Here is a 23,892-nt window from a genome sequence, read left to right as displayed (position 1 = left end):
GTGTCGCGCCGCTATACCGTCCGGCGATGACGGCTCAAATCCCTCGAATTTTGCCCTTTGGTGATGCTGCGATCACCGAGGCGGCGGCGCTGATCCACTCGGGCGGGATCGTCGCCGTGCCGACGGAAACGGTATATGGGCTCGCCGCCGACGCAACCAATGCCGATGCCGTCGCGCGCATCTATGCCGCCAAGGGCCGGCCGAGCTTCAACCCGCTGATTGTCCACCTGCCGGATCGCGCGGCGGCGGAGCGGATCGCTGTGTTCGACGATGAGGCGCTGGCATTGGCGGATCGCTGGTGGCCCGGCCCGCTCACCCTCGTCCTGCCGCTGCGCACCGATGCCGGCATCGCCGGCCTCGTCACTGCCGGGCTCGAAACGATCGCGCTGCGCGTTCCCGCCCACCGCGCGATGCAGGCGCTGCTGCAAGCCTCGGGCCGCCCGCTCGCCGCCCCGTCTGCCAACGCCAGCAACGCGATCAGCCCGACCCGCGCCGAACACGTCGCCGCCAGCCTCGGCAACCGCGTCCCGCTGATCCTCGACGACGGGCCGACCACGGCGGGCCTTGAATCCACTATTGTCGGCAAGGGCGCGATCCTGCGCCCCGGCCCGATCACCGCCGAGCAGCTCGGCCTGTCAGCCGCCGCTCCCGGCGCCAAGGTCACCGCCCCCGGCCAGCTCGCCACGCATTACGCCCCAACAAAGCTGCTGCGCCTCGACGCGACCGAGCGTGACGGTGACGAATGGCTGATCGGCTATGGTGAGATCACAGGCGACGACACCCTGTCCGCCACCGGCGACCCGGTCGAGGCCGCCGCCCGCCTGTTCGACGCGCTCCACCGCGCCGACGCCGCCCCGGCCAGGAAGATCGCCGTCGCGCCCGTGCCGAACGAGGGCATCGGCACGGCAATCAACGACCGCCTGCGCCGCGCCGCGCACCGGTAAGTTTCAGGCAAGCCGATAGGGCGAAGGATCGCCCACCTCATCGATCAGTTGCGCCCGCGCCTCGGCAAGGCTGCGCCGATAATCCGCCGCCAGCGCTCCGGGCGGCAGCCCGCGCGCCGTTTCCAGTTCCGCCACGATCGCGGCATCATCCCCGCGCACGATGCGGGCGACCAGCGCATCGGCATCTTCCCCGATCCGCGCCGCGAGCAGCCGCATGGTGCGGGCGCGCAGCCGGAACTCGAAGTCCACCAGCCACGCGGTTTCGACCTCCGCTTTCTTCAGCAGCGCTGCGCGGAGGTCGAAGGCCATGGTCGTCAGGCGGTAACGGTCGCCGCCTTGGACCGCGCCGCGAAGCTCTTGCGCAGCTTCTGCAGCTTGGGCGGGATCACCGCCAGGCAATAGGGGTTCCGCTGCCCCTCGCCGTCCCAATAATCCTGGTGGTAATCCTCAGCCGGATAGTATTCGTCGGCCTGCTCGATCGTTGTGACGATCGGCTTGTCATGATCGGCCTGCGCCCGCTTGATCGCCTGGTTCGCCTGCTCCTCCTGCATCACCGTCTCGGGGAAGATGGCGGAGCGATATTGCGTGCCGACGTCATTGCCCTGGCGGTTCAGCTGCGTCGGATCATGCGTCGCAAAGAAGATGTCGAGCAGGTCGCCATAGCTGATTTGCGCGGGATCGAAGCCGACGCGGATCGCCTCGGCATGGCCTGTATCGCCGCCGCACACCTGCTTGTACGTCGGGTTGGGCACGGTGCCGCCGATATAGATGCTTTCCACGCTCTCGACGCCGATCACGTCCTTGAACACGGCCTCGGTGCACCAGAAACAGCCACCGGCCAGCGTCGCATATTCGGTCATGGGGAAGGTCTCCTTTGCGGCCAATGTAGGAAGCCGCTAGGGCGCGCGCAAAGAGGGAGATCGGCATGGCATTGGGCGGCAAGGTGATGGTGACGGGCGGGGCCGGCTATATCGGCAGCCACGCCGTGCTGGCGCTGCTCGACGCCGGCCATGACGTCGTGGTGATCGACAATCTCGTCACCGGCTTCGACTGGGCGATCGATCAGCGCGCGGCCTTCGTCAACATCGCGGTCGAGGATCCGGGCGTGCGCGACGTGATCCGCCAGCACAACGTGCGCGCGATCATGCATTTCGCCGGTTCGGTGGTGGTGCCGGAATCGGTCGAGAACCCGCTCAAATATTACCGCAACAACACCGCCGCGACGCGCAGCCTGATCGAAAGCGCGGTGGTGGAGGGCGTGCCGCACTTCATCTTCTCCTCGACCGCCGCGACCTACGGCAACCCGACCAAGGTGCCGATCACGGAGGCCGACCCGCAGCTGCCGATCAATCCCTACGGCACGTCGAAGCTGATGACCGAGGCGATGCTGCGCGATGTCGCGGCGGCGCACCCGATGAACTATGGCGCATTGCGCTATTTCAACGTCGCCGGCGCTGACCCCGAGGGGCGCACTGGCCAGTCGACGGTCGGCGCCACCCACCTCATCAAGATCGCGGTCGAGGCGGCGACCGGCAAGCGCGCCGCGGTCGGCGTATTCGGCACCGATTTCCCGACCCGCGACGGCACTGGCGTGCGTGATTACATCCATGTCTCCGATCTCGCCGACGCGCATGTCGCCGCCTTGAAGCAGCTGATCGCCGCTCCGACCGAAAGCTTCACCTTCAACTGCGGCTATGGCCGCGGCTTCTCGGTCCTCGAGGTGCTCGACGCGGTCGACCGCGTCACCAACATCACGATCGAGCGCCGCATCGAGGGCCGACGCGCGGGCGACCCGGCGGAACTGGTGGCGGACAATAGCGCGATCCTCGCCGCGCTCGACTGGCAGCCGAAGCGCGCCGATCTCGACGGCATCGTGCGCGATGCGCTCGCCTGGGAACGCAAGCTGGCGGAGATGGGCAAGTGAAGCTGCGATCGCTCCTGTTCGTCCCCGGTGACCGGCCGGAACGCTTTCCCAAGGCGGCCGCGACCGGCGCCGACGCGCTGATCCTCGACCTCGAAGATGCCGTCGCCCCGGATCGCAAGCCCGAGGCGCGCGCCGCCGTCCGCGCCTGGATCGAGGCGCCGCGCGAAAATGGCGCCCCGGCCATCTTCGTGCGCATCAACCCGATCGACAGCGATGAGGTCGCCGCCGACCTGGAGGCGCTCGCCGGCCTGTCGCTCGACGGCATCGTCCTGCCCAAGGCAGAAGGCGCATCGTCGGTCGCCACGCTCACGAATCGCCTGCCCGGTGACTATGCGATCCTTCCGGTCGCCAGCGAGACCGCGGCGGCGGTGTTCCAGCTCGGCACCTTCGGCAGCGTCGCCGGCCGGCTCGCCGGCGTCACCTGGGGTGCGGAGGATCTCCCCGCCGCGATCGGCGCGACCAGCGCGCGCGAGGAGGACGGCAGCTACACCGATCCCTATCGCGTCGTGCGCGCGCTCACCCTGTTCGGTGCGCACGCCGCCGGGGTGCCCGCGATTGAAACCGTGTTCCCCGATTTCCGCAACCTCGACGGCCTCGCCGCCTATGCCGCGCGCGGCCGGCGTGACGGCTTCACCGGCATGCTCGCGATCCACCCGACGCAGGTCGCGGTGATCAATCAGGCCTTCACCCCCAGCGAGGCCGAACTCGCCCACGCCCGCGCCGTCATCGCCGCGTTCGAGGCCAACCCTGGCGCCGGCGCGCTGCAGCTCGACGGCAAGATGATCGACGCCCCGCACCTGAAAAGCGCGCGGCGGCTGTTGGCGCTGGTGGAGTAAGGAGCAGCGCCCTCGCGCTACCTGCCCGCGCGGCGGAGCGTCCTGTCGATCAGCCAGACGTGCAGCAGCTGGATAGCCACGAACAATGCGCCGATCCCGACAAACACCGGGAACACCAGATGCTCCTGGCCCGGTCGCGGCGCCACGTTGAGGAACAACCAGATCAACGCGGCGAGCATCGGGATCGACAGCGCAGGCATGAACGCCAGCGCCATCCGCCGCGGCGCGGACCACGTCACGTCCCCGTTCAGCAGCCATTGCATCGGCAGCCGCTCTTCACGTCGGAACCGCGCATTTGCCCGCCACGCCACGACGAGCATCGCCGCGCCGTACACCATCGCAATGATGATCATGATCATGCGCCGAATCTTCCCTGCGGCAAGCCTATCACGCCGCATGATCCTGCGGAACGCGCGGTACCCCGGGCGCCGATAGGGCTGGCGACACGAAACGAAACACGACATTAGCGCCCCCATCTGACAACAATCATGCGGGAATGGGGATGACGAGAGGCCAGGAGATCGCCGCCAGGGTCGAGGCGTTCGTGCGCGAGACGATCGTGCCGTACGAGCGTGATCCGCGCTGCGGCACGCACGGGCCGTCCGACGAGCTGGTGCAGGAAATGCGCGGGCTGGCGCGACAGGCCGGCGTGCTGACGCCGCACATCCTGCCCGACGGCGGCCACCTGACGCATCGCGAGACGGCGGACGTGCTGCGCGCGTCGGGGCTGTCACCGCTCGGCCCGCTGGCGGTCAACGTCATGGCGCCGGACGAGGGCAACATGTACCTCCTTGGCCAGAAGGCGAGCCCGGAGCTGAAGGAGCGCTTCCTGAAGCCGCTGGTCAGCGGCGAGGCGCGGTCGGCCTTCTTCATGACCGAGCCTGCGACGGATGGCGGCGCGGGGTCCGACCCGTCGATGATGCTGACCACCGCGGTGCGTGACGGCAATCACTGGGTCATCAACGGCCGAAAGACCTTCATCACCGGCGCGGACGGCGCCAAGGTCGGCATCGTCATGGCCAAGGCGGATGAAGGCGCGTCGATGTTCCTCGTCGACCTGCCCGATCCTGCGATCCGCATCGAGCGGGTGCTCGACACGATCGACAGCTCGATGCCCGGCGGCCACTCGGTGGTGACGATCGACAATCTGCGCGTGCCGGCCGACCAGATGCTGGGCGACCCCGGCGACGGCTTCAAGCTGGCGCAGGTTCGCCTGGCGCCCGCGCGGCTGACGCACTGCATGCGCTGGCATGGCGCCTGCGCCCGCGCGCACGAGATCGCCACCGATTACGCCAACCGCCGCCACGCCTTTGGCAAGCCGCTGGTTGACCATGAGGGCGTCGGTTTCATGCTGGCCGAGAACCTCATCGACCTGAAGCAGGCCGAGCTGATGATCGACTGGTGCGCCGACGTGCTCGACACCGGCGTGCTGGGCACGGTGGAAAGCTCGATGGCCAAGGTCGCGGTGTCGGAGGCGCTGATGCGGATCGCCGATCGCTGCGTCCAGGTGATGGGCGCGACGGGCGTCAGCGGCGATACGATCGTGGAGCAGGTGTTCCGCGAAGTCCGCGCGTTCCGCATCTATGACGGCCCCACCGAAGTTCACAAATGGAGCCTCGCAAAGAAGGTGAAGCGCGACTGGAAGGCCGCGCAGGGCTGAACAACGCTTCCGTCACCCCGGGCTTGACCCGGGGTCCCGCTTCTTCTTCTCTCGGGCAGAACTGGCAGGTCCGGATCAATTCCGGGGTGACGACAAGTAGGAGAGAGTAATGCTGGGCCTGATGCAGTCGGGGCAACTGACCGTCGATACCTTCCTCGATCATGCCGCCACGTGGCAGCCGACGCGCGAAATCGTGTCGCGCGACGCCGCCGGTAATGTCACGCGCAGCAATTACGCCAGCATCCGCGACATGGCGAAGCAGGTCTCCGCCGCGCTCGCCCGCGCCGGCATCCGCCAGGGTGACCGGGTCGCCACCATGGGCTGGAACACGCACCGCCATGTCGCCGCCTGGTATGGCGCCACCAACATGGGCGCGGTGCTGCACACGCTGAACCCGCGGCTGTTCCTCGAACAGATCGCCTATATCGCCAACCACGCCGGCGATCGCATCCTGTTCGCCGATCCGAACTGCGCAGACACCGTCGCACAATTGCTGCCGCAAGTGCCCTCGATCGAGCGGGTGATCTTCCTGTGCGACGCGGCCTCGATGCCAGCGACCGATTATGCCGCCACCCCCTTCGACGATTGGATCGCAGGCGAGCCGGCGGAATATGCCTGGGGCGGGTTCGACGAGAATCTCGCCTGCGGCCTCTGCTATACCAGCGGCACGACCGGCAATCCCAAGGGCGTGCTCTATTCGCACCGTTCCAATTACCTTCACACCATGCTGACGCTCCAGGCCGATGCGCTGGCGCTGTCGGCACGGGACACGGTGCTGCTGGTCGTCCCGATGTACCATGCCAACGCTTGGGGCGTGGTCTATTCCGCCCCCGCCGTCGGCGCGAAGCTGGTGCTGCCGGGGCCGCGGATGGACGGCGAATCGATCTGCGATCTGATCGAAGCGGAAGGCGTCACCTATTCCGCCGCGGTGCCCACCGTGTGGCAGGGCCTGCTGCAATATCTGCGCAGCTCCGGCCGACGGATCGATTCACTGCAGCGCGTGACGATCGGCGGCTCCGCGGTGCCCGAGATGCTCGTCCGCGCCTTCCGCGACGAATATGGCGTCGAAGTCACGCAAGGCTGGGGGATGACCGAAACCTCGCCGCTCGCCACGCTCTCCACCCCGTCCGCGGAAGTCGCCGCGATGGATGAGGATGCCCGCGTCGCGCACACCATCAAGCAGGGCCGCCTGATGTGCGGGCTGAAGTTCAAGCTGACCGATGATGACGGCAATCCCCTGCCGCACGACGGCGAGACGTTCGGCCATCTCAAGATCAAGGGGCCGACGATCGTCTCCTCCTATTTCGGCGGCGAAGGCGGCGAGATCCTCGACGAGGAAGGCTATTTTGATACCGGCGACGTCGCGACGCTCGACCAGCGCGGCTATATGCAGATCACCGATCGCGCGAAGGACGTGGTGAAGTCCGGCGGCGAGTGGATCAGCTCGATCGAGATCGAGAACATCGCCATCGGCCACCCCTCGATCGCGCTTGCCGCCGTCATCGGCGTCGCCCACCCCAAGTGGGACGAGCGCCCCATCTTGCTGTGCCAGCTGAAGCCGGGCGAGGCGGCGACGGGCGACGATCTGCTCACCTTCCTCGAAGGCAAGGTCGCCAAATGGTGGATGCCCGACGATGTCGTGTTCGTGGAGGAAATCCCACTCGGCGCGACGGGCAAGATCGACAAGAAGCTGATCCGTCAGCGCATGGCAGATTACACGCTGCCCGTTACGTCAGGCTGAGTTCGATCGGCTGGCAAGCACGGAACAAAATCACGGGAAGTCCGCTCTGCCACCCATGGGCACCGAGTGGAAAGACGTCACGGCCGCAGAGTGCACCGCGATGTTGCGCCTGATCCTTGATTGCCTGGACCGGACCGCACCGGAAAAGAACGGGCCGGACGCACAGGCGTTATCGCTTGCTGCCCTGCATGTGCAGCAAGCGATTGATCTAATTCATCACCCGAACGCGCTCGATTCCTAGCTGGCGATTGCTCTCCATCGTATCGTCAAGGGCGCGCTCCACGCGCTCCACCGCTTCCATCGTCAGGCGGGCATAGCTCTTGCGCTTGTCGAACGGATCCGCCTCACGCACCACCAATCCGCGCTTTTCGAGCAGCGCGACCCAGCGAAGCCCCGTGCTGGGCGGCACCTTGGCCGCAAGGCACAGCGACGTGATCGACGTGGCGGTGCGCTGACGGTGATGGACGTAGAGTTCGAGCAGGATGCTCCATGCGGGATCAAAGAACAGATCTTCGCCGAAAGCCTGGTCGCGCCGCGCACGTGCCCGGATCCAGGCAATGGCCGTGTTCAGCCGCTCGGCCGCGATGGACGACGCAACCCCCTCTTGCGCGGGCGAACCCGCCGCATTCGTGCCGGCTCCTTCGCCGACCGCCGGATTGGGTGACGCGATCGTCCGCGAGAGTTCTGCCAGCACCTTTTCGATTCGCTCAAGAATAGGATTCTCGTCGGATCGCATGATCATTTCCCGAACCTCCCCACTGCCGGCGTGTTTCCGCCGTTCGCGTCTATTCGTACGCTTGAACATCACATCCGTTCCGGCAGCAATCAGGGTTGTCGCCATTATTCAAGCATAATCACGCAGTTAACGACACTTCGCGCGGTCCCTCATGACGCGGCGATCGGTCGGCGCTAAGCGGTGCCGATGATTTCGCGACGCTCTCTGCTGGTCACCGGCGGGGCCGGTATCGGCCTGGCTGTGGCCTGGGCTGCGTGGCCGCGCCGCTATGCCGTCGATCTCGCCCCGCAAAAGGGTGAAACCGCGCTCGGCGCCTGGCTGAAGATTGCGGAAAGCGGCCGGATCACCATTGCCGTGCCGCAAGCCGAACATGGCCAGGGCGTGTACACCACCCTGCCGCAGATCCTCGCTGACGAACTCGGCGCAGACTGGCGGACCATCGGCGTCGAGGCCGCGCTGCCGAACCCGATCTACGCCAATCCGCTCGCGGCAACCATGTTGTTCGGCGGCGGTCTCACCCATGTTCCGGAGCCCATCCAGCGCGAACATTGGGTCCGCTCGGCGCTGCTGCTGACCGGCGGCTCCACGTCCGTCCGCATGTTCGAGGCGGCGCTACGTGACGCCGGCGCCGCAGCCCGCGTGCTGTTGGCGAAGGCGGCAGCCGCGCGCTGGGACGTCGACTGGGAACAGTGCGAGACCAGCGAGGGAATGGTGGTCAACGCGGGTCGCCGCCTGCGCTTCGGCGAACTGGCGGCAGAGGCGGCCGGGTTCGATCTTCCGGCGGAATTGCCGCTGCGCATCGGCGACGAGGGGCGACTGACTGGCCAGTCCGTGCCGCGCCTCGATGCGCCGGCGAAGGTTGACGGATCGGCGAACTTCACCGCTGACGTGCGGCTGCCCGACATGGTCTTTGCCAGCATTGCGCAAGGGCCTGCCGGCGGGGAAAGCCGGTTGGTTCAGGTCGACAAGGCGGCAGCGGATCGCGTGAGCGGCGTCATGGCGGTCATCGAGAACGACCGCTGGGTCGCCGCCATCGCCAATAACAGTTGGGCTGCGATCCAGGGCGTGGCGGCGCTGCGCCCGCGCTTCGAAACCCGCGGGCGACTTGCCGACAGCGCTGCCGTTACCCGGGCTCTCGACAATGCCTTCGCCGCCGAGGGCGATCGGCTTGCCGCCGTCGGCGACATCGCAGAGGTGCTGCGGGGCGACGTTACCCGCGCCGAATATTCGATCGGCATCGGCGCCCATGCCGCGCTGGAAACGCCCACCGCCACTGCCTGGTGGCATGCCGACCGGCTGGAGCTGTGGATCCCTACGCAGGCGCCCGGCCTGGCCCGCGCCGCTGCGGCGAGGGCCGCCGGTTTGCCGGAAAGCGCCGTCACCGTTCATCCGATGCTGATCGGCGGCTCGTTCGGTCAGGCGCTGGACCATGATGCCGTGGCGCAGGCCGCTGTCATCGCGCTCACCGTGCGGCGGCCGGTCCAGCTCACCTGGTCGCGGCGGGAGGCGATCCTCCATGATCGCTTCGGCGCGCCGGCCAAGGCACGCATGGTCGCGCGCCTTTCGGCCGATGGTCGCATTCTGGGCTGGCAGGCCCAGATCGCGACTCCCGCTACCGGTGCAGCACTGGCGCAGCGGCTGCTGAGCGCTGATCCGCTCGCCCGGGTGGCCACGGCATTGCCGCGCCGCGCAGACGCTTACGCCATGTCGGGCGCCTTGCCGCCCTATCGCCTGCCCGCCATGGCCATTGACCATTTTCGCGCCGATATTGAACTTCCCGTAGGGCACCTGCGCGGCGGCGCGGACCGGGCAAACGCCTTTTTCACCGAATGTTTCATCGATGAACTGGCCCATCGCGCCGGTGCCGAGCCCATGTCGTTCCGCATCGGCATGCTCGGGCATGACCCGCGTCTGGCGCGCTGCCTTACCACCGCCGCCTCGCTGGGTGGCTGGGACGGCGGGCGCGCGGGCAGCGGACAAGGGCTTGCCTGTCACGCTATGGCTGGCAGCATGATCGCCGTTCTGGCGGAGGCGCAATATGACGCGGCGGGGCGTCCCAGCGTCAGCCGTATCGTCGCCGCCGTCGATTGCGGCCGGGCGATTAACCCCGACATCGTCCGTCAGCAGGTGGAGGGCGGCATCGTCTTCGCCATCGCGCTTGTCGCCGGGCGAGCGCCAGCCTTTACGGCCGGTATTGCCGACGCCCGCACCTTGGGCGACTTGCAGCTGCCGCGCCTTTCCGACACACCTGAAATCACCGTTGAACTGATCCCCAGCGCGGCGGACCCTGGCGGCGTCAGTGATCTGGGCGTTCCCGCCGTGGCACCCGCCATCGCCAACGCGCTTGCCTCCGCCACCGGCAACCGGCCGCGCCACCTTCCGTTTGGACTTCCATGAACAAGCCAGCCGATCACCCGCCGATCCCTCCCCTCCGCGTCGGCGTGCTGCTGATCAATCTCGGCACACCCGATGCGCCGGATGCGCCCGCGGTACGTCGCTATCTCGCGGAGTTCCTCTCCGATCCCCGCGTGGTGGAACTGCCCAGATTGCTGTGGCAGCCGATCCTGCGTGGTGCAGTGCTGACGACACGGCCGAAGAAATCGGCCCACGCTTATCAGCAGGTCTGGCGCGAGGACGGTTCCCCACTTGCCGCCATCACGCGCGCGCAAGCCAGGGCGCTTGAAGGGGCATTCGGGCCGGACGTCGTCGTCGATTACGCCATGCGCTATGGCCGTCCCGCGATTGGCGATCGGGTGCAGGCGCTGAAGGATGCGGGTTGCGAACGGATCCTGCTGGCGCCGCTCTATCCGCAATATTCCGGCGCCACGACCGCCACGGCGAATGACAAGGCGTTTGCCCAGCTCGCCGCCATGCGCTGGCAACCGGCCGTGCGAACCTTGCCGCCGTATCACGACGATCCCGCCTATATCGGCGCGCTCAAGCGCTCGATCGAGGAAAGCATGGCCGCGCTCGACTTCACGCCCGATGCGCTGCTGACCAGCTTCCACGGCATGCCAGAGCGCACGCTGCGGCTTGGCGATCCCTATTATTGCCAATGCCACAAGACGGCCCGGCTTGTGCAGGAAGCGCTTGGCCGTGAGGTAATCCTGACGTTCCAGTCGCGATTTGGCCGCGCCAAATGGCTGGAGCCGGCGACCGACGTGGTGCTGGAGGAATTGCCGGCCAAGGGCATCCGCAAGGTCGCGATCGTTGCACCCGGCTTTTCTGCCGACTGTCTCGAGACGCTGGAGGAACTGGCGATCCGTGGGCGCGAGAGCTTCATGGAGGCTGGCGGCACTCACTTTGCCTATCTGCCGTGCCTGAATGACAGCACGGTCGGCATTGATTTGTTACGTGGCCTGATCGCCCGGGAGCTTGAAGGCTGGGTATCGCTTCAATAGCCTCTTCTCGCCTGAGCGAGGGAGAACGGAGCATGAAACGGGTAGCGGTCGTCACCGGCGGCACGCGCGGCATCGGTGAAGCGATCAGCCTCGCCCTGGAGGACATGGGCCTGACGGTCGCGGCCAATTACGCCGGCAATGACGATCGCGCGGCAGCCTTTACGGAGCGAACCGGTATCCGGACCTACAAATGGGACGTCAGCGACCATGACGCGTGCCAGGCCGGCGCTGCCCGCGTGGCCGAGGAGCTCGGGCCGATCGACGTTCTCGTCAACAACGCCGGCATTACCCGCGACGGCACGATCCTGAAGATGACCTATGAAATGTGGAAGGAGGTCATCGACACGAACCTTGGCGGCTGCTTCAACATGGCCAAGGCGGTATTTCCCGGCATGCGCGAGCGCGGCTGGGGCCGCATCGTCAACATCGGCTCGATCAACGGCCAGGCCGGGCAATATGGCCAGGTGAACTATGCCGCCGCGAAGAGCGGGATCCATGGCTTCACCAAGGCGCTGGCGCAGGAAGGCGCGCGGTCCGGCGTGACCGTGAACGCGATCGCGCCCGGCTATATCGATACAGACATGGTGGCGGCGGTGCCTGAAGACGTGCTCGACAAGATAGTCGCGCGCATCCCGGTTGGCCGCTTGGGCCAGGCCCACGAAATTGCCCGCGGCGTGGCGTTCCTCTGCTCCGAGGAGGGTGGCTTCGTGACCGGCTCGACGCTTTCCATCAACGGCGGCCAACACATGTACTGAGCGCCGCTCGCGGGCGGCTGCTCAGGCAAGATCAGGAGTGCGCCGCCACCTTCCGAAGTGCGCGTGGCCGCTCGCCTCGTCATGCAAACTGACGTCCAGATGACGTGAGACAATCCCGCATTTGACTGCTGAGCGTCGCGGCAAGCACCGCAGGGATTACACCCGTTTCGGACCTATATAGATCCGTCGCAGCGCAGCAAAGCAGGGGCGTCGCCCGGGCAACCAAGATCGAGTGCGTGCGTTTTCCGCTTCAGCCTGCGCTGCTCTGTCGAATGAAGCCCGACCGCCCGCCGGCGATATGATCGATAAATTCGATCACCGCGAGCGATTATAAACGGTTCAATCGTTTGCTGCGGCGCACTATCTACGCCTCGCACTTACGCAAGGAGTTACGCATGTCGCTTATCGGCACGACCATCAAGCCGTTCGAGACCCAGGCCTATAAGGAAGGCAAGTTCGTCACCGTCACCGACGCGGACACGCGCGGCAAGTGGGCGGTGTTCTTCTTCTATCCGGCCGACTTCACCTTCGTGTGCCCGACCGAGCTTGAGGACCTCGCCGATCATTACGAAACGTTCCAGAAGATGGGCGTTGAGATCTACTCGGTGTCGACCGACACGCATTTCAGCCACAAGGCGTGGCACGACACCTCGCCCGCGATCGGCAAGATCAACTTCTACATGCTGGGCGACCAGAACCACACCATCTCGAACAACTTCGACATCCTGCGCGCGGGCCAGGGCCTGGCCGATCGCGGCACCTTCGTCGTTGATCCCGATGGCGTGATCCAGCTGATGGAAGTCACCAGCGAGGGCGTCGGCCGCAATGCGGTTGAGCTGCTGCGCAAGATCAAGGCGGCTCAGTACATTGCGGCGCACCCGGGCGAGGTTTGCCCGGCGAAGTGGGAAGAGGGTGAAACCACGCTCGCCCCGTCGCTCGACCTCGTCGGCAAGATCTGAGCCTTACCGCTCGGACCAGGGACGGGGCCGCGTACCAAGCCCCGTCCATCCCACACCGTCATGCCGGGCTGGCCCCGGCATTCACGAAGCTGCAGGCGTTTCAGGCGCTCGGTAAGCGGCACCGTGGACCCCGGGCGAGCCTCGGGGTGACGAGGTGAGGGAACGATAATCCCGCTACATCAACAATCTACCTGCCCTCACGCCAGCGGTGCGGCGCCACTCCCCCCGCGTCCCCTCCCCCCTTGCGCGGGGCCGCACCGCTGACGTGAAGGCAGCCAGCAATTCCCAGGAGGGCTAGATGCTCGACAATAATCTGAAGACCCAGCTCAAGGGCTATCTCGCCAATATCCGCCAGCCGATCGAGCTGGTCGCCTCCGCCGACGATCGCGCCAAGTCACGCGAGATGCTGGAGCTGCTGGACGAAATCGCGGCGCTCTCCGATGAGGTCAGCGTCGTGCGTGCCGACGACGATCAGCGTCGCCCCTCGTTCCTGATCCGCCGTGTGGGCACCGACGTCGCCGTGCGCTTCGCCGGCGTCCCGATGGGGCATGAATTCACCTCGCTCGTCCTCGCCCTGCTCCAGGTCGGCGGCCACCCGTCGAAGCTGTCGCAGGAAGTGATCGCGCAGGTCCAGGCGCTCGACGGCGATTATCAGTTCGAAAGCTATTTCTCGCTCACCTGCCAGAACTGCCCGGACGTCGTGCAGGCGCTGAACCTGATGAGCGTGCTCAACCCGCGCATCCGCCACGTCGCGATCGAGGGCGGCGCGTTCCAGGACGAGGTCGAGGCGCGGCAGATCATGTCGGTCCCGGCGATCTTCCTCAACGGCCAGCCGTTCGCGCAGGGCCGCATGGACGTGGAGCAGATCCTCGCCAAGCTCGATACCGGCGCGGTCGCCCGCACCGCGGAGAAGATCTCGGCCAAGGAGCCGTTCGAAGTGCTCGTCGTCGGCGGTGGCCCGGCCGGCGCGTCGGCGGCGATCTATGCCGCGCGCAAGGGCATCCGCACCGGCATCGCCACCGAGCGGTTCGGCGGTCAGGTGCTCGACACCATGTCGATCGAGAATTTCATATCGGTCAGCCACACCGAGGGGCCGAAGCTCGTCGCGCAGCTCGAGCAGCATGTCGGCGACTATGACGTCGATGTGATGAACCTGCAGAAAGCGGCGAAGCTCGTCCCCGCGACGCAGGAAGGCGGCCTTCACGAAGTGACGCTGGAAAGCGGCGCGACGCTGAAGGCGCGCACGGTGATCCTGTCGACCGGCGCGCGCTGGCGCCAGATGAACGTGCCGGGCGAGGACCAGTATCGCAACAAGGGCGTGACCTACTGCCCGCACTGCGACGGCCCGCTGTTCAAGGGCAAGCGCGTCGCGGTGATCGGCGGCGGCAATTCGGGTGTTGAGGCGGCGATCGACCTTGCCGGCATCGTCGCGCATGTCACGCTGATCGAGTTCGACCGCGAATTGCGCGCCGACGCGGTGCTGCAGCGCAAGCTCGCCAGCCTGCCCAACGTCAAGGTCATCACCTCGGCACTGACCACGGAAGTGAAGGGCGACGGCAGCAAGGTGACCTCGCTCACCTACAAGGATCGCAATCACGACACGCTGCACGAGATCGAGCTGGAGGGTATCTTCGTCCAGATCGGCCTCGTCCCCAACACCGAATGGCTGAAGGACGCGGTGGCGCTGTCCAACCGCGGCGAGATCGAGATCGATCACCGCGGCGAAACCTCGCGCCCCGGCATCTTCGCGGCCGGCGATTGCACGACCGTGCCCTACAAGCAGATCGTGATCGCCATGGGCGAAGGGTCGAAGGCATCCTTGTCGGCGTTTGATTACCTCATCCGCCTGCCGGCCGAGCTGGCCGAGGCCGCCTGAACCAACTGGCCCGATGCTTTCACCGGCATCGGGCCCATTCCTCGGTACGCGCGAGGCCAGACCAACTTTTCGCGGCAATCCGCGCCGTTGGTACTTCCGATGCTCCGCTCGCCAATCCTCCCTTGTCACGACGTCGCCGTAATGCTCCTGCCATAAGCGGGGCGGCAGAAGGGGAGCGACACCATTGGCCTATCTCGTCACCGGCGCGGCCGGCTTCATCGGCGCGGCAGTTGCGCACCGGCTGCTCGACCGTGGCGAGCAAGTCGTCGGCATCGACAATTGCAACGATTATTACCCTGTCCAGCTGAAGCGTGATCGCCTCGCGCTTCTGGCGGAACGCCCCGGCTTCACCTTTGCCGAGGTCGATATCGCCGACAACGCAGCGCTGACGGCCGCACTCGCGCCGCACCGCATCACGCACATCATCCATCTCGCCGCGCAGGCGGGGGTCCGTTACTCGCTGACGAACCCGCATGCCTATGTGCAGTCGAACCTGGTCGGCCAGGTCAACATGCTTGAATATGCGCGCGCGCTCGATGGCCTGGTGTCGATGAGCTACGCCTCGTCGAGCTCCGTCTATGGCGGCAATACGAAGCTGCCGTTCGCCGAGGAGGATCGGGTGGATGGGCCGATCTCGCTCTACGCGGCGACGAAGAAGGCCGACGAGCTGATGGGCAATGTGTATGCCCATCTCTACCGCCTCCCGTTGACCGGCCTCAGGTTCTTCACCGTCTATGGCCCGTGGGGCCGACCCGACATGGCGCTGTGGCTGTTCACCGACGCAATCCTGAAGGGCAAGCCGATCCGCGTGTTCAACAATGGCGACATGAGCCGCGACTTCACCTTCATCGACGACATCGTCTCGGGCGTGGTCGCCGTCACCGACAGCCCATCCGCCGATGACGGCAGCAACCCGCCGCACCGCGTCTACAACATCGGCAACAACAAGCCCGAACAGCTGCTGCGCATGATTGACGTGCTCGAGGACGCCATCGGCATCAAGGCGGTGCGCAGCCTGGAGCCGATGCAGCCCGGCGACGTCCCCGCCACCTATGCGGACATCACCGCAATCAGCCGCGACCACGGCTTCGCTCCTACCACCCCGATCGAGGTCGGCATCCCGCGCTTTGTGGATTGGTTCAAGGACTACCACCGCCTGAGCTGAGCAGGACTGCATCCGACTCGGCACGTCATCCTGAATCCAGTTTCTGGCGGGTCGCGACCCGTCAGCTGCCGCCTTCCTGTATCCCCTCGATCGGCCGGAGCGGCGCTGCGGCTGTCGCAGCCATCGTCGCTGTCCTACACGCCGGCACCCGATGTATGTTCCCTTTCTGTTCACATACAGGAGAGGGCCATGATCAACGATCTCATCCACGCCGTCATCGACCGCGAGGGCGGCTACATCCATCACCCGGCGGATCGCGGCGGCGCGACTCGTTGGGGGATTACGGAGGCGGTGGCGCGGGCGAACGGCTATGCCGGCGACATGCGGCATTTCGCGCGTGAGGCTGCCGCCGCCATCTATCGCCGCATCTACTGGCAGCGCCCGCGGCTTGACGATGTCGCAGAGCGCGCGCCGCTGATTGCCGCCGAACTGTTCGACACAGGCGTCAACATGGGGCCGGCGGTCGCGATCGGCTTCCTCCAGCGCGCGCTGAACGCGCTCAACCGCGGCGCGCGCGACTATCCCGACGTGCTGCTCGACGGCCGCATCGGCCCGCAGACGCTGGGCGCGCTCGACGGCTTCCTCGCCACCCGCGGGGCAGCCGGGGAAACCGTGCTGCTCAAGGCGCTCGAGGCGCTGCAGGGCGAACGCTATCTCACCCTCGCCGAGCGTCGTCCCGCGAACGAAGCATTCCTCTACGGCTGGCTCGCCAACCGCCTCGCCTGAAGGAGAAAGGCAACATGGCATTGCTCGATACCGTCATCGGCCCGGTCGCCGGGCTGATCGACAAGATCATTCCCGATCCCAAGGCGCGCGAGGCGGCAAAGCTCGAACTGCTGCGGCTCGAAGGATCGCAGGAGCTCGACCGGATCAGGACGCAAATGGCCGCCGTGCTGGCCGAGGCGGAATCGCCCGATCCCTGGACCAGCCGGGCGCGGCCAAGCTTCCTCTACGTCATGTACGTACTGCTGCTCTGATCGATCCCGATGGGGATCATCGCCGCGGTCAGCCCGGCGACCGCGCGGGTGATTGCCGGCGGCATGAACGCCTATCTCGCCGGGATCCCGGAGCCACTCTACGCCCTCTTCGCCACCGGCTACCTCGGCTACACCGTGGCGCGCGAATGGGGAAAGGCGAAAGGCCGCTGAACTTCATACCCGTGCAGCATTGCGTCTGTGCGCAAGGTTCGAGAAGTTTGCCCCCGGGGATCGTCGCACCGGCGCTTTCCGGGGGTCTGTTCCGCGATGGTCATCCACCCTACATCGCGCGCCATGAGTGAACAAAGCAGCATGCCCGTCTGGCACGGCACCACCATTCTGTCGGTGCGGCGTGGCGGAAAAGTGGTCGTCGCGGGCGACGGCCAGGTATCGATGGGTCAGACGGTGATGAAGCCGAACGCGCGCAAGGTCCGCACGCTCGGCCCGGAGGGCAAGGTGATCGGCGGCTTCGCGGGCGCGACCGCCGACGCTTTCACCCTGTTCGAGCGGCTCGAGGCGAAGCTCGAACGCCACCAGGGCCATCTGATGCGCGCCGCTGTGGAACTCGCCAAGGACTGGCGGACCGACAAATACCTCCGCAACCTGGAGGCGATGATGATCGTCGCCGACAGGGACGTAACGCTCATCCTCACCGGCAACGGCGACGTGCTGGAGCCGGAGGCCGGCATCGCAGCGATCGGCTCGGGCGGCAATTACGCGCTCGCCGCCGCACGCGCGCTGGTCGACTATGAAAAGGACGCCGAGACGATCTGCCGCAAGGCGATGGCGATCGCGGCGGAAGTCTGCGTCTACACCAATGATCGCCTCGTCGTGGAGACGCTCGACAGCGCGGCATGAATCAGCGCGCGTGATTGCGACGGATTGCGCTGGAGCAGCGGCTAAGCGCTTGTCTTCCGCCGCGCGTCCGTCCAATCACGGCGCCCATGATCCTCCGCACCTCCACCGCCGGGCGCGTGCTGGCAGCCGGCCTCGCCGCGCTGTCGCTGGTCGCCTGCTCGCAGGGCGATGCCCGCCCCAAGACGGCATCGTCCAAGGCGCCGCCCAAGCCTTATTCGCGCGATCCGTACCCGTCGACGTACCGCGCTTATCCGGGCGTCCCGACGGTGGTGCGCAACGTCACGATCTTCGATGGCGAAGGCGGCCGGATCGACAATGGCCAAGTGCTGTTCGCGGACGGCAAGATCGTCGCCGTGGGCGCGAGCGTGGATGCCCCGGCGGACGCGCAGGTGATCGACGGCACCGGCAAGTGGGTCACGCCGGGCGTCATCGATATCCACAGCCACCTCGGCGATTACCCGACGCCCAGCGTTCAGGCGCACAGCGACGGCAATGAAGCGACCGGCCCGATCACCGCGGATGTCTGGGCCGAACACAGTGTCTGGCCGCAGGATCCCGGCTTCAGCCGCGCGCTCGCGAACGGCGGCGTCACCACGCTGCAGATCCTGCCCGGCTCGGCGAACCTCATGGGCGGCCGCTCGGTCACGCTGAAGAACGTCTATTCACGGACCATGCAGGGGATGAAGTTCCCCGGCGCGCCTTATGGCCTGAAGATGGCGTGCGGCGAGAATCCGAAGCGCGTCTATGGCTCCAAGGGGCGCCAGCCCTCCACGCGCATGGGCAATATCGCGGTCGACCGCGCCACCTGGGCGAAGGCACAGAGCTATCGCCGCAAGTGGGACAAATATGACGCCGACGGCGGCGACATGCCCGATCGCGACATCGCCATGGATACGCTGCGCGGTGTGCTGGCGGGCGAGATCCTGATCCAGAACCACTGCTACCGCGCCGACGAAATGGCGATCGTCGAGGATATGGCGAAGGAATTCGGCTACAAGGTCACCGCCTTCCACCACGCCGTCGAAGCGTACAAGATCGCTGACGTACTGAAGGCGAACGGCACCTGCGCCGCCGTCTGGGCCGACTGGTACGGCTTCAAGATGGAAAGCTACGACGGCATCGGCGAAAACCTCGCCATCCTCGAAAAGGCCGGCACCTGCGCGATGATCCACTCGGATGACGAGAACGGCATCCAGCGGTTGAACCAGGAAGTCGCCAAGGTGCTCGCCTCCGGTCGCCGCGTCGGCATCGATATCGCACCGGAAGTTGCGTGGAAGTGGCTGTCGCTCAACCCTGCGAAGGCGATGGGCATTGCCGACAAGACCGGCAGCCTCGTCCCAGGCAAGATGGCTGACGTCGTGCTTTGGAACGGCAATCCCTTCAGCGTCTACACCCGCCCCGATAAGGTCTGGATCGACGGGGCGCTCCTTTATGATGCCAATGATCCCAAGCGCCGTCCGGTGAGCGACTTCGAACTTGGCCAGCCCGGCTCGGGAGACGTCAAGTGAAGCGCGCTTTCCTCCTCCTCGCCACGATGCTGGCGAGCCCGGTTGCGGCCCAGACTGTCGCCATCACCAATGCGACGATCGCAATCGGCGACGGCTCCGGTCCCATTGAGAACGGCACGGTCGTCTTCCAGAACGGCCGCATCGTCTCCGCGGGCAAGAGCGTCGCCGTCCCTGCTGGCGCCGAGGTGATCGACGGCAGCGGCAAGTGGGTGGCACCCGGCTTCGTCGCGGGCTTCAGCGATCTGGGGATCGCCGACGCTGGCGGCGTGTCCGAGAGCAATGACGCCGGCGCGCGCTCCGCGCCCTTCAACGCCGCGATCGACGTGTCCGTCGCCATCAATCCGGCGGAGGTGAAGGTCGCCAATGAGCGTCTCGGCGGCGTCACCCGCGCGTTTGTCGCACCGGAGGCTGCCGGATCGATCTTCGCCGGCCAGGGCGCCGTCATCGATCTCGGCAACGATCCACAGCCGGTTACCCGCGCGCGCGCCTTCCAGTTCGTTGAGCTGGGGGAGACCGGCGGGCGTCTCGCCGGTGGCAGCCGCCCGGCGGCTTATGCCATGCTGCGCGATGCCCTGGCGCAGGCGCAGGACTTCCGCCGCAACCCTTCCGCTTTCGGCGGTCGGGAAAAGGACTCGTTGGTGAAGCGCGGTGATGCCGAAGCGCTACTGCGCGTGCTCGACGGCGAGACCCCGCTCGTCGTCCATGTGGAGCGCGCAAGCGATATCCTGACGGTGCTCGCGCTGCCGCGTGACTATCCCAAGCTGAAGCTGGTACTGACCGGCGTGAGCGAAGGCTGGATGGTGGCACGCGAGATCGCTGCCGCTCGCGTCCCGGTGATCGCCGCCGCGCTCGCGGATCTGCCGGCGCAATTCGAGTCGCTCGGCGCAACCGAATCGAACGTCGGCCGCATGCGCGCCGCGGGCGTCCAGGTTGCGCTTGCCTCGACCGGCAACAATGGCGGCGAGCATAATCTGCGTCAGTACGCCGGCAACCTCGTCGCGATCACTCGCGTACCCGGCCACACCGGCCTCAACTGGGGCGAGGCGCTGGCCGCGATCACGTCCGGCCCGGCCGCCGCGCTCGGCATGGACGGTGAGCTCGGCTCGCTGCGCGCCGGCCGCCGTGCCGATGTCGTGCTCTGGGATGGCGATCCGCTCGAAATCTCCTCGGCGCCCACCGCGGTGTGGGTTGATGGCGTCGCCCAGCCAATGCGTTCGCGTCAGTCGCAACTGCGCGATCGTTATCTGGTCCCGACTGAGGGGGCGCTGCCGAAGGCTTATGAGCGCTGAGTATCTGTGACTGAGGAACTGGCCATGCCGGCTGGCAACCGGCACGCCGCCCGTGGCGCGGCCAGCGTAGCGGACCATGGCCTACGGCCCTGCGGAGCACACGCATGACCGCCGAAGCAGGCCTCGTCGCGCTCTGGCTGGCCGCGGCGCTGGCCGCGATGCAGCTGGCGCTGGCGGCACTCGCGGTGCGGCGCCGCGACGACCTGTTGAGCGCCGCCGTCCGGCCGGTCGCCATCGTGCAGGGCCTGCTGACCGTACTGGCGATGGCCATGCTGATCCGAGTGTTTCTGCTGTCGGACATGTCGGTCGCGTTGGTCGTCGCGAACAGCCATTCTGCGAAGCCCTGGCTTTACAAATTCGCTGGCGCATGGGGCAATCACGAAGGATCCATGCTGCTGTGGGTGACGATCCTCGGCGTCGCGGGCGCCGCCGTCGCCTGGCTGGAGCGTCGCGTCGCCGAACGCACCCTCACCGCCACCCTCGGCGCGCAGGCCGCCATTGCGCTGGGTTTCTACGCTTTCCTGCTCTTCGCCTCGAACCCCTTTGCGCGGCTCGCGAACCCGCCGCTGGACGGTCAGGGGCTCAATCCGCTCCTTCAGGATCCCGGCCTCGCCTTCCACCCGCCGACCCTCTACGCCGGCTATGTCGGCCTGTCGGTCGCCTTCTCCTTCGCGGTCGGCGCGCTTCTCACACGTGACGTCGGGCCAGCCTTCGCGCGTGCCATGCGCCCTTGGGTGCTCGCCGCTTGGGTGTTCCTGACGATCGGCATCACCGCCGGCAGCTACTGGGCCTATTATGAGCTTGGCTGGGGCGGCTGGTGGTTCTGGGATCCGGTCGAGAATGCGTCGCTCATGCCGTGGCTCGCGGCAACCGCCCTGCTCCACTCAGTCAGCGTGCTCGCGACCCGCGACGGCCTGCGGGCCTGGACGGTGATGCTGGCGGTGGTCGCATTCTCCATGTCGATGCTGGGGACTTTCCTGGTTCGCTCGGGCATCCTGACGAGCGTTCACGCCTTCGCCGTCGATCCGGAGCGGGGCACCTTCATCCTGATCCTGCTGGCCATTTACATCGGCGGCGCGCTGACGCTCTTCGCCACGCGGATCGGCCTGGTGCGGGCAGGAAATACGTTCGAACTGGTCAGCCGCGAGGGCAGCCTGGTCGCCAACAATCTGCTGCTCTCCGTGATCCTGGGCATCGTCCTGATCGGTACCTTCTACCCGATCGTCGCCGCCGCCATGGGTACGCAATTGTCGGTTGGACCGCCCTTTTTCGAAAAGGCCGCGGGCCCGATCGCGCTGGTTCTCGTCGTCATCATGGCCGCCGGGCCCTTGCTCCGCTGGCGACGCGATAGTGCCGCGGCGCTGGTGAAGCGGATGACCTGGCCGATCGCGGTCACCGGTGTCAGCGCCGTTTCCCTCGTCGTGCTCGCCGGCTGGTTCGGGCTGCTGCCGATGTTCGGGCTGGCGCTCGCTGCGGGCTTGGCCGTCGCCAGCATCGTGCCGCTGTTCGGGCGCAATCTCCTGCGCACGCCGATGTTTGTTTACGGCATGGTGCTTGCGCATCTGGGCATCGCCATCAGCCTTGCCGGCATGGCTGCCTCGACCGCCTTCACCAAGGAAACGCTGGTAGCGAAGGGCATTGGCGAGGCAGCCAGCGTTGGCCCGTACCGCGTCACGCTCCGCGGCATCCGTCCGGTCATCGGGGATAATTGGTCGGCTCTTGAGGCCCGCCTCGAGGTGCAGCGCGGCGAGGCAGCGAGCGCGCTGCTGACGCCGCAGTCGCGGTTCTTTTCCAACCCGCCGACCACGACCAGTGAAAGCGCCATCCTCACCGCACTGGATGGACAGCTTTATACCGTGCTGGGCCAGCCTGATGGCCAAGGCCGCTGGCAGATCCGCTTGTGGTGGAAGCCTTGGGTGACCCTCATCTGGTTTGGCGGGCTGCTGATCGCCGTGGGCGGCGCGCTTTCGATCCTCGGCCACTGGTTGCGGGATCGTCGGCAGAAACGCCGGGCGCACGATGCGGCGGAAGCAGCGGCTTATCGGGAGGCGTTGGGCGCATGAGGCGCTGGCTGCTTTGGCTTCCCCTCGTCCTGTTCGCGCTGGTGGTGGTGTTTGCCGTGCGCGAGTTGCGAAAGCCGAGCGATCGGACGGTATATTCCGCGATGGTCGGGAAAGCCGTTCCGGACTTCACACTGCCGCCGATCCTGTCTGGCCGACCAGGCCTTTCCGCGGCCGATCTGCAGGTTGGCCAGCCCCGCCTGCTCAACATATTCGCCAGCTGGTGCGTCCCCTGTATCGCAGAGGCGCCGCAGCTGATGAAGCTGAAGGCGATGGGCATCCCGATCGACGCGGTCGCAATCCGCGACAGCGAGCCGGCGATCGCTCAATTTCTGAAGCGCTATGGCGATCCGTACGCGCGCATCGGTGACGATCGCGACAGCCGCGTTCAGCTCTCGCTAGGCTCATCCGGCGTGCCTGAGACCTTCGTGATCGATGGCCGCGGGATCATCGTGAAGCAACATGTCGGCGATATCCGTGACGAGGATGTCGCGGCGCTGGCAGAAGCATGGCGGAACGCGCGGTGAAGACGGCGCGCGGCATCCTTCTCCGTTCCCGTGGCCGCGCCGCGCTGCTCCTACGACGGATCGTCGGAGCATTCGTCGCAGCCGTGCTCGTGCTGGCCCTGGCCACACCGGCTGTTGCGCAGAGCCGTGCGCCCGCGCCCTATGCCAATGTCCAACTCCCCGATCCCGCCAAGGAAGCGAAGGCCACCGCATTGATGGCGACGCTGCGCTGTCTGGTGTGTCAGGGGCAGGCGATCGTCGACAGCGATGCTGACATGGCCGGCGACATGCGCAGTTTGGTGCGGCAGCGGATCGCCGCTGGCGAAAGTGCGGACGAGGTTCGCGACTGGCTGATCGCGCGCTACGGCGATTACGTCACTTATGATCCACCGATGAGCGCCGTCACCATCCCGCTCTGGCTCACCCCGCTGGCGCTCCTGGGGCTTGGCATCTGGATCGCCAGCGCCAGCTTCCGCCGCCGCCGGCCGCCCCGCTCATAGCCTCGCCGCATAAATCTCCCTGCTGGCCGCTTCAGCCGCATCTCGACCGCGGGGCACGCCCGCCCAAGCACGAGGCATGGCCGCATCGGCTGGGCCTTCTCAACAAACCGCGGCTCGCGCAGCACTGCCCCGAGCGCGGATTGCCCGCGAATAGCCTGACAAAAGCGACGGTAGCTCGAGCGTTTGGAGTCCATCCG

At 66.7% G+C, this 23,892-nt stretch carries 22 protein-coding genes and 1 pseudogene; 19 read left to right on the top strand and 4 right to left on the bottom strand.

Going from position 1 to position 23,892, the window contains the following annotated elements; genetic code table 11:
- Positions 1-26 precede the first annotated feature (26 nt).
- Positions 27-944 carry an L-threonylcarbamoyladenylate synthase gene (locus tag LK535_RS12200; RefSeq protein WP_227772287.1) on the top strand — a complete coding sequence of 306 codons (918 nt, stop codon included), beginning with the start codon at positions 27-29 and terminating at the stop codon, positions 942-944.
- A gap of 3 nt (positions 945-947) precedes the next feature.
- Here LK535_RS12200 and LK535_RS12195 read toward each other — a convergent pair whose 3' ends face one another.
- Positions 948-1,253, bottom strand: coding sequence for a hypothetical protein (locus LK535_RS12195; RefSeq protein WP_227772174.1), 306 nt, complete (start codon positions 1,251-1,253; stop codon positions 948-950).
- Positions 1,254-1,258: 5 nt separating this feature from the next.
- The gene (gene msrA / locus LK535_RS12190; RefSeq protein WP_227772173.1) at positions 1,259-1,804 is read right to left on the bottom strand and encodes a peptide-methionine (S)-S-oxide reductase MsrA; all 546 of its coding nucleotides are present in this window, start codon (positions 1,802-1,804) and stop codon (positions 1,259-1,261) included.
- A gap of 65 nt (positions 1,805-1,869) precedes the next feature.
- Between msrA and galE the strand changes: the two genes are divergently transcribed.
- Entirely contained in the window at positions 1,870-2,868 is a 999-nt protein-coding gene (galE, locus tag LK535_RS12185; RefSeq protein ID WP_227772172.1) for a UDP-glucose 4-epimerase GalE, read from the top strand.
- The gene (locus LK535_RS12180) at positions 2,865-3,704 is read left to right on the top strand and encodes an HpcH/HpaI aldolase/citrate lyase family protein (protein WP_227772171.1); all 840 of its coding nucleotides are present in this window, start codon (positions 2,865-2,867) and stop codon (positions 3,702-3,704) included. The genes galE and LK535_RS12180 overlap by 4 nt, the downstream gene beginning before the upstream one ends.
- A 17-nt stretch (positions 3,705-3,721) precedes the next feature.
- On the opposite strand, the gene LK535_RS12175 is transcribed toward LK535_RS12180, so the two are convergent.
- The gene (locus tag LK535_RS12175) at positions 3,722-4,063 is read right to left on the bottom strand and encodes a hypothetical protein (RefSeq protein ID WP_227772170.1); all 342 of its coding nucleotides are present in this window, start codon (positions 4,061-4,063) and stop codon (positions 3,722-3,724) included.
- Positions 4,064-4,206: 143 nt separating this feature from the next.
- Here LK535_RS12175 and LK535_RS12170 point away from each other — a divergent pair, with 143 nt between their 5' ends.
- Together LK535_RS12170 and LK535_RS12165 are read left to right on the top strand one after the other, a co-directional pair.
- Positions 4,207-5,364 carry an acyl-CoA dehydrogenase family protein gene (locus tag LK535_RS12170; protein ID WP_227772169.1) on the top strand — a complete coding sequence of 386 codons (1,158 nt, stop codon included), beginning with the start codon at positions 4,207-4,209 and terminating at the stop codon, positions 5,362-5,364.
- 109 nt (positions 5,365-5,473) lie between these two features.
- Positions 5,474-7,105, top strand: coding sequence for a long-chain-fatty-acid--CoA ligase (locus LK535_RS12165; RefSeq protein WP_227772168.1), 1,632 nt, complete (start codon positions 5,474-5,476; stop codon positions 7,103-7,105).
- Between the two features lie 208 nt (positions 7,106-7,313).
- Here LK535_RS12165 and LK535_RS12160 read toward each other — a convergent pair whose 3' ends face one another.
- Positions 7,314-7,847, bottom strand: a complete 534-nt coding sequence (locus LK535_RS12160) for a winged helix DNA-binding protein (RefSeq protein ID WP_227772167.1) — start codon at positions 7,845-7,847, stop codon at positions 7,314-7,316.
- A 180-nt stretch (positions 7,848-8,027) separates the two neighbouring features.
- Between LK535_RS12160 and LK535_RS12155 the strand changes: the two genes are divergently transcribed.
- From LK535_RS12155 to LK535_RS12090, 14 genes and pseudogenes are all read left to right on the top strand, one after another.
- On the top strand, positions 8,028-10,238 hold the full coding sequence (locus tag LK535_RS12155; protein WP_227772166.1) for a xanthine dehydrogenase family protein molybdopterin-binding subunit: 2,211 nt from the start codon (positions 8,028-8,030) through the stop codon (positions 10,236-10,238).
- A complete protein-coding gene (gene hemH, locus LK535_RS12150) occupies positions 10,235-11,242 on the top strand; it encodes a ferrochelatase (RefSeq protein WP_227772165.1) in 1,008 nt (335 codons plus the stop codon). Before LK535_RS12155 ends, hemH begins: the two co-directional genes overlap by 4 nt.
- 32 nt (positions 11,243-11,274) lie before the next feature.
- Complete coding sequence (gene phbB, locus LK535_RS12145; RefSeq protein WP_227772164.1) at positions 11,275-11,997, top strand: acetoacetyl-CoA reductase; 723 nt, start codon at positions 11,275-11,277, stop codon at positions 11,995-11,997.
- Positions 11,998-12,392: 395 nt separating this feature from the next.
- The gene (gene ahpC / locus LK535_RS12140) at positions 12,393-12,956 is read left to right on the top strand and encodes an alkyl hydroperoxide reductase subunit C (RefSeq protein WP_227772163.1); all 564 of its coding nucleotides are present in this window, start codon (positions 12,393-12,395) and stop codon (positions 12,954-12,956) included.
- 298 nt (positions 12,957-13,254) lie between these two features.
- Positions 13,255-14,832 carry an alkyl hydroperoxide reductase subunit F gene (ahpF, locus tag LK535_RS12135; protein WP_227772162.1) on the top strand — a complete coding sequence of 526 codons (1,578 nt, stop codon included), beginning with the start codon at positions 13,255-13,257 and terminating at the stop codon, positions 14,830-14,832.
- Between the two features lie 184 nt (positions 14,833-15,016).
- Positions 15,017-15,997 (top strand): NAD-dependent epimerase/dehydratase family protein, encoded by a 981-nt coding sequence (locus LK535_RS12130; RefSeq protein WP_227772161.1) that lies wholly within the window; start codon positions 15,017-15,019, stop codon positions 15,995-15,997.
- A 189-nt stretch (positions 15,998-16,186) separates the two neighbouring features.
- Positions 16,187-16,723, top strand: coding sequence for a glycoside hydrolase family 108 protein (locus LK535_RS12125; RefSeq protein WP_227772160.1), 537 nt, complete (start codon positions 16,187-16,189; stop codon positions 16,721-16,723).
- Positions 16,724-16,737: 14 nt separating this feature from the next.
- Positions 16,738-17,145 (top strand): annotated as a pseudogene (locus LK535_RS12120) (holin family protein).
- 141 nt (positions 17,146-17,286) lie between these two features.
- Positions 17,287-17,832: an ATP-dependent protease subunit HslV gene (hslV, locus tag LK535_RS12115; RefSeq protein ID WP_227772159.1), complete on the top strand. Its 546-nt coding sequence runs from the start codon at positions 17,287-17,289 to the stop codon at positions 17,830-17,832.
- Between the two features lie 86 nt (positions 17,833-17,918).
- Positions 17,919-19,340: an amidohydrolase gene (locus LK535_RS12110; RefSeq protein WP_227772158.1), complete on the top strand. Its 1,422-nt coding sequence runs from the start codon at positions 17,919-17,921 to the stop codon at positions 19,338-19,340.
- Positions 19,337-20,629 (top strand): amidohydrolase family protein, encoded by a 1,293-nt coding sequence (locus LK535_RS12105; protein WP_227772157.1) that lies wholly within the window; start codon positions 19,337-19,339, stop codon positions 20,627-20,629. Before LK535_RS12110 ends, LK535_RS12105 begins: the two co-directional genes overlap by 4 nt.
- Positions 20,630-20,733: 104 nt before the next feature.
- A complete protein-coding gene (locus LK535_RS12100; protein ID WP_227772156.1) occupies positions 20,734-22,692 on the top strand; it encodes a heme lyase CcmF/NrfE family subunit in 1,959 nt (652 codons plus the stop codon).
- Positions 22,689-23,216, top strand: a complete 528-nt coding sequence (locus LK535_RS12095) for a DsbE family thiol:disulfide interchange protein (RefSeq protein ID WP_227772155.1) — start codon at positions 22,689-22,691, stop codon at positions 23,214-23,216. The genes LK535_RS12100 and LK535_RS12095 overlap by 4 nt, the downstream gene beginning before the upstream one ends.
- Positions 23,198-23,695, top strand: coding sequence for a cytochrome c-type biogenesis protein (locus LK535_RS12090; RefSeq protein WP_321576559.1), 498 nt, complete (start codon positions 23,198-23,200; stop codon positions 23,693-23,695). Before LK535_RS12095 ends, LK535_RS12090 begins: the two co-directional genes overlap by 19 nt.
- The last annotated feature ends 197 nt before the right edge of the window (positions 23,696-23,892 follow it).

Origin of the sequence: Sphingomonas sp. IC4-52 (assembly GCF_020707225.1) — a bacterium.
GTDB lineage: Bacteria > Pseudomonadota > Alphaproteobacteria > Sphingomonadales > Sphingomonadaceae > Sphingomonas.
Note: the sequence above shows the minus strand (reverse complement) of the source record. Positions and strands in the feature narration are given on the sequence as shown.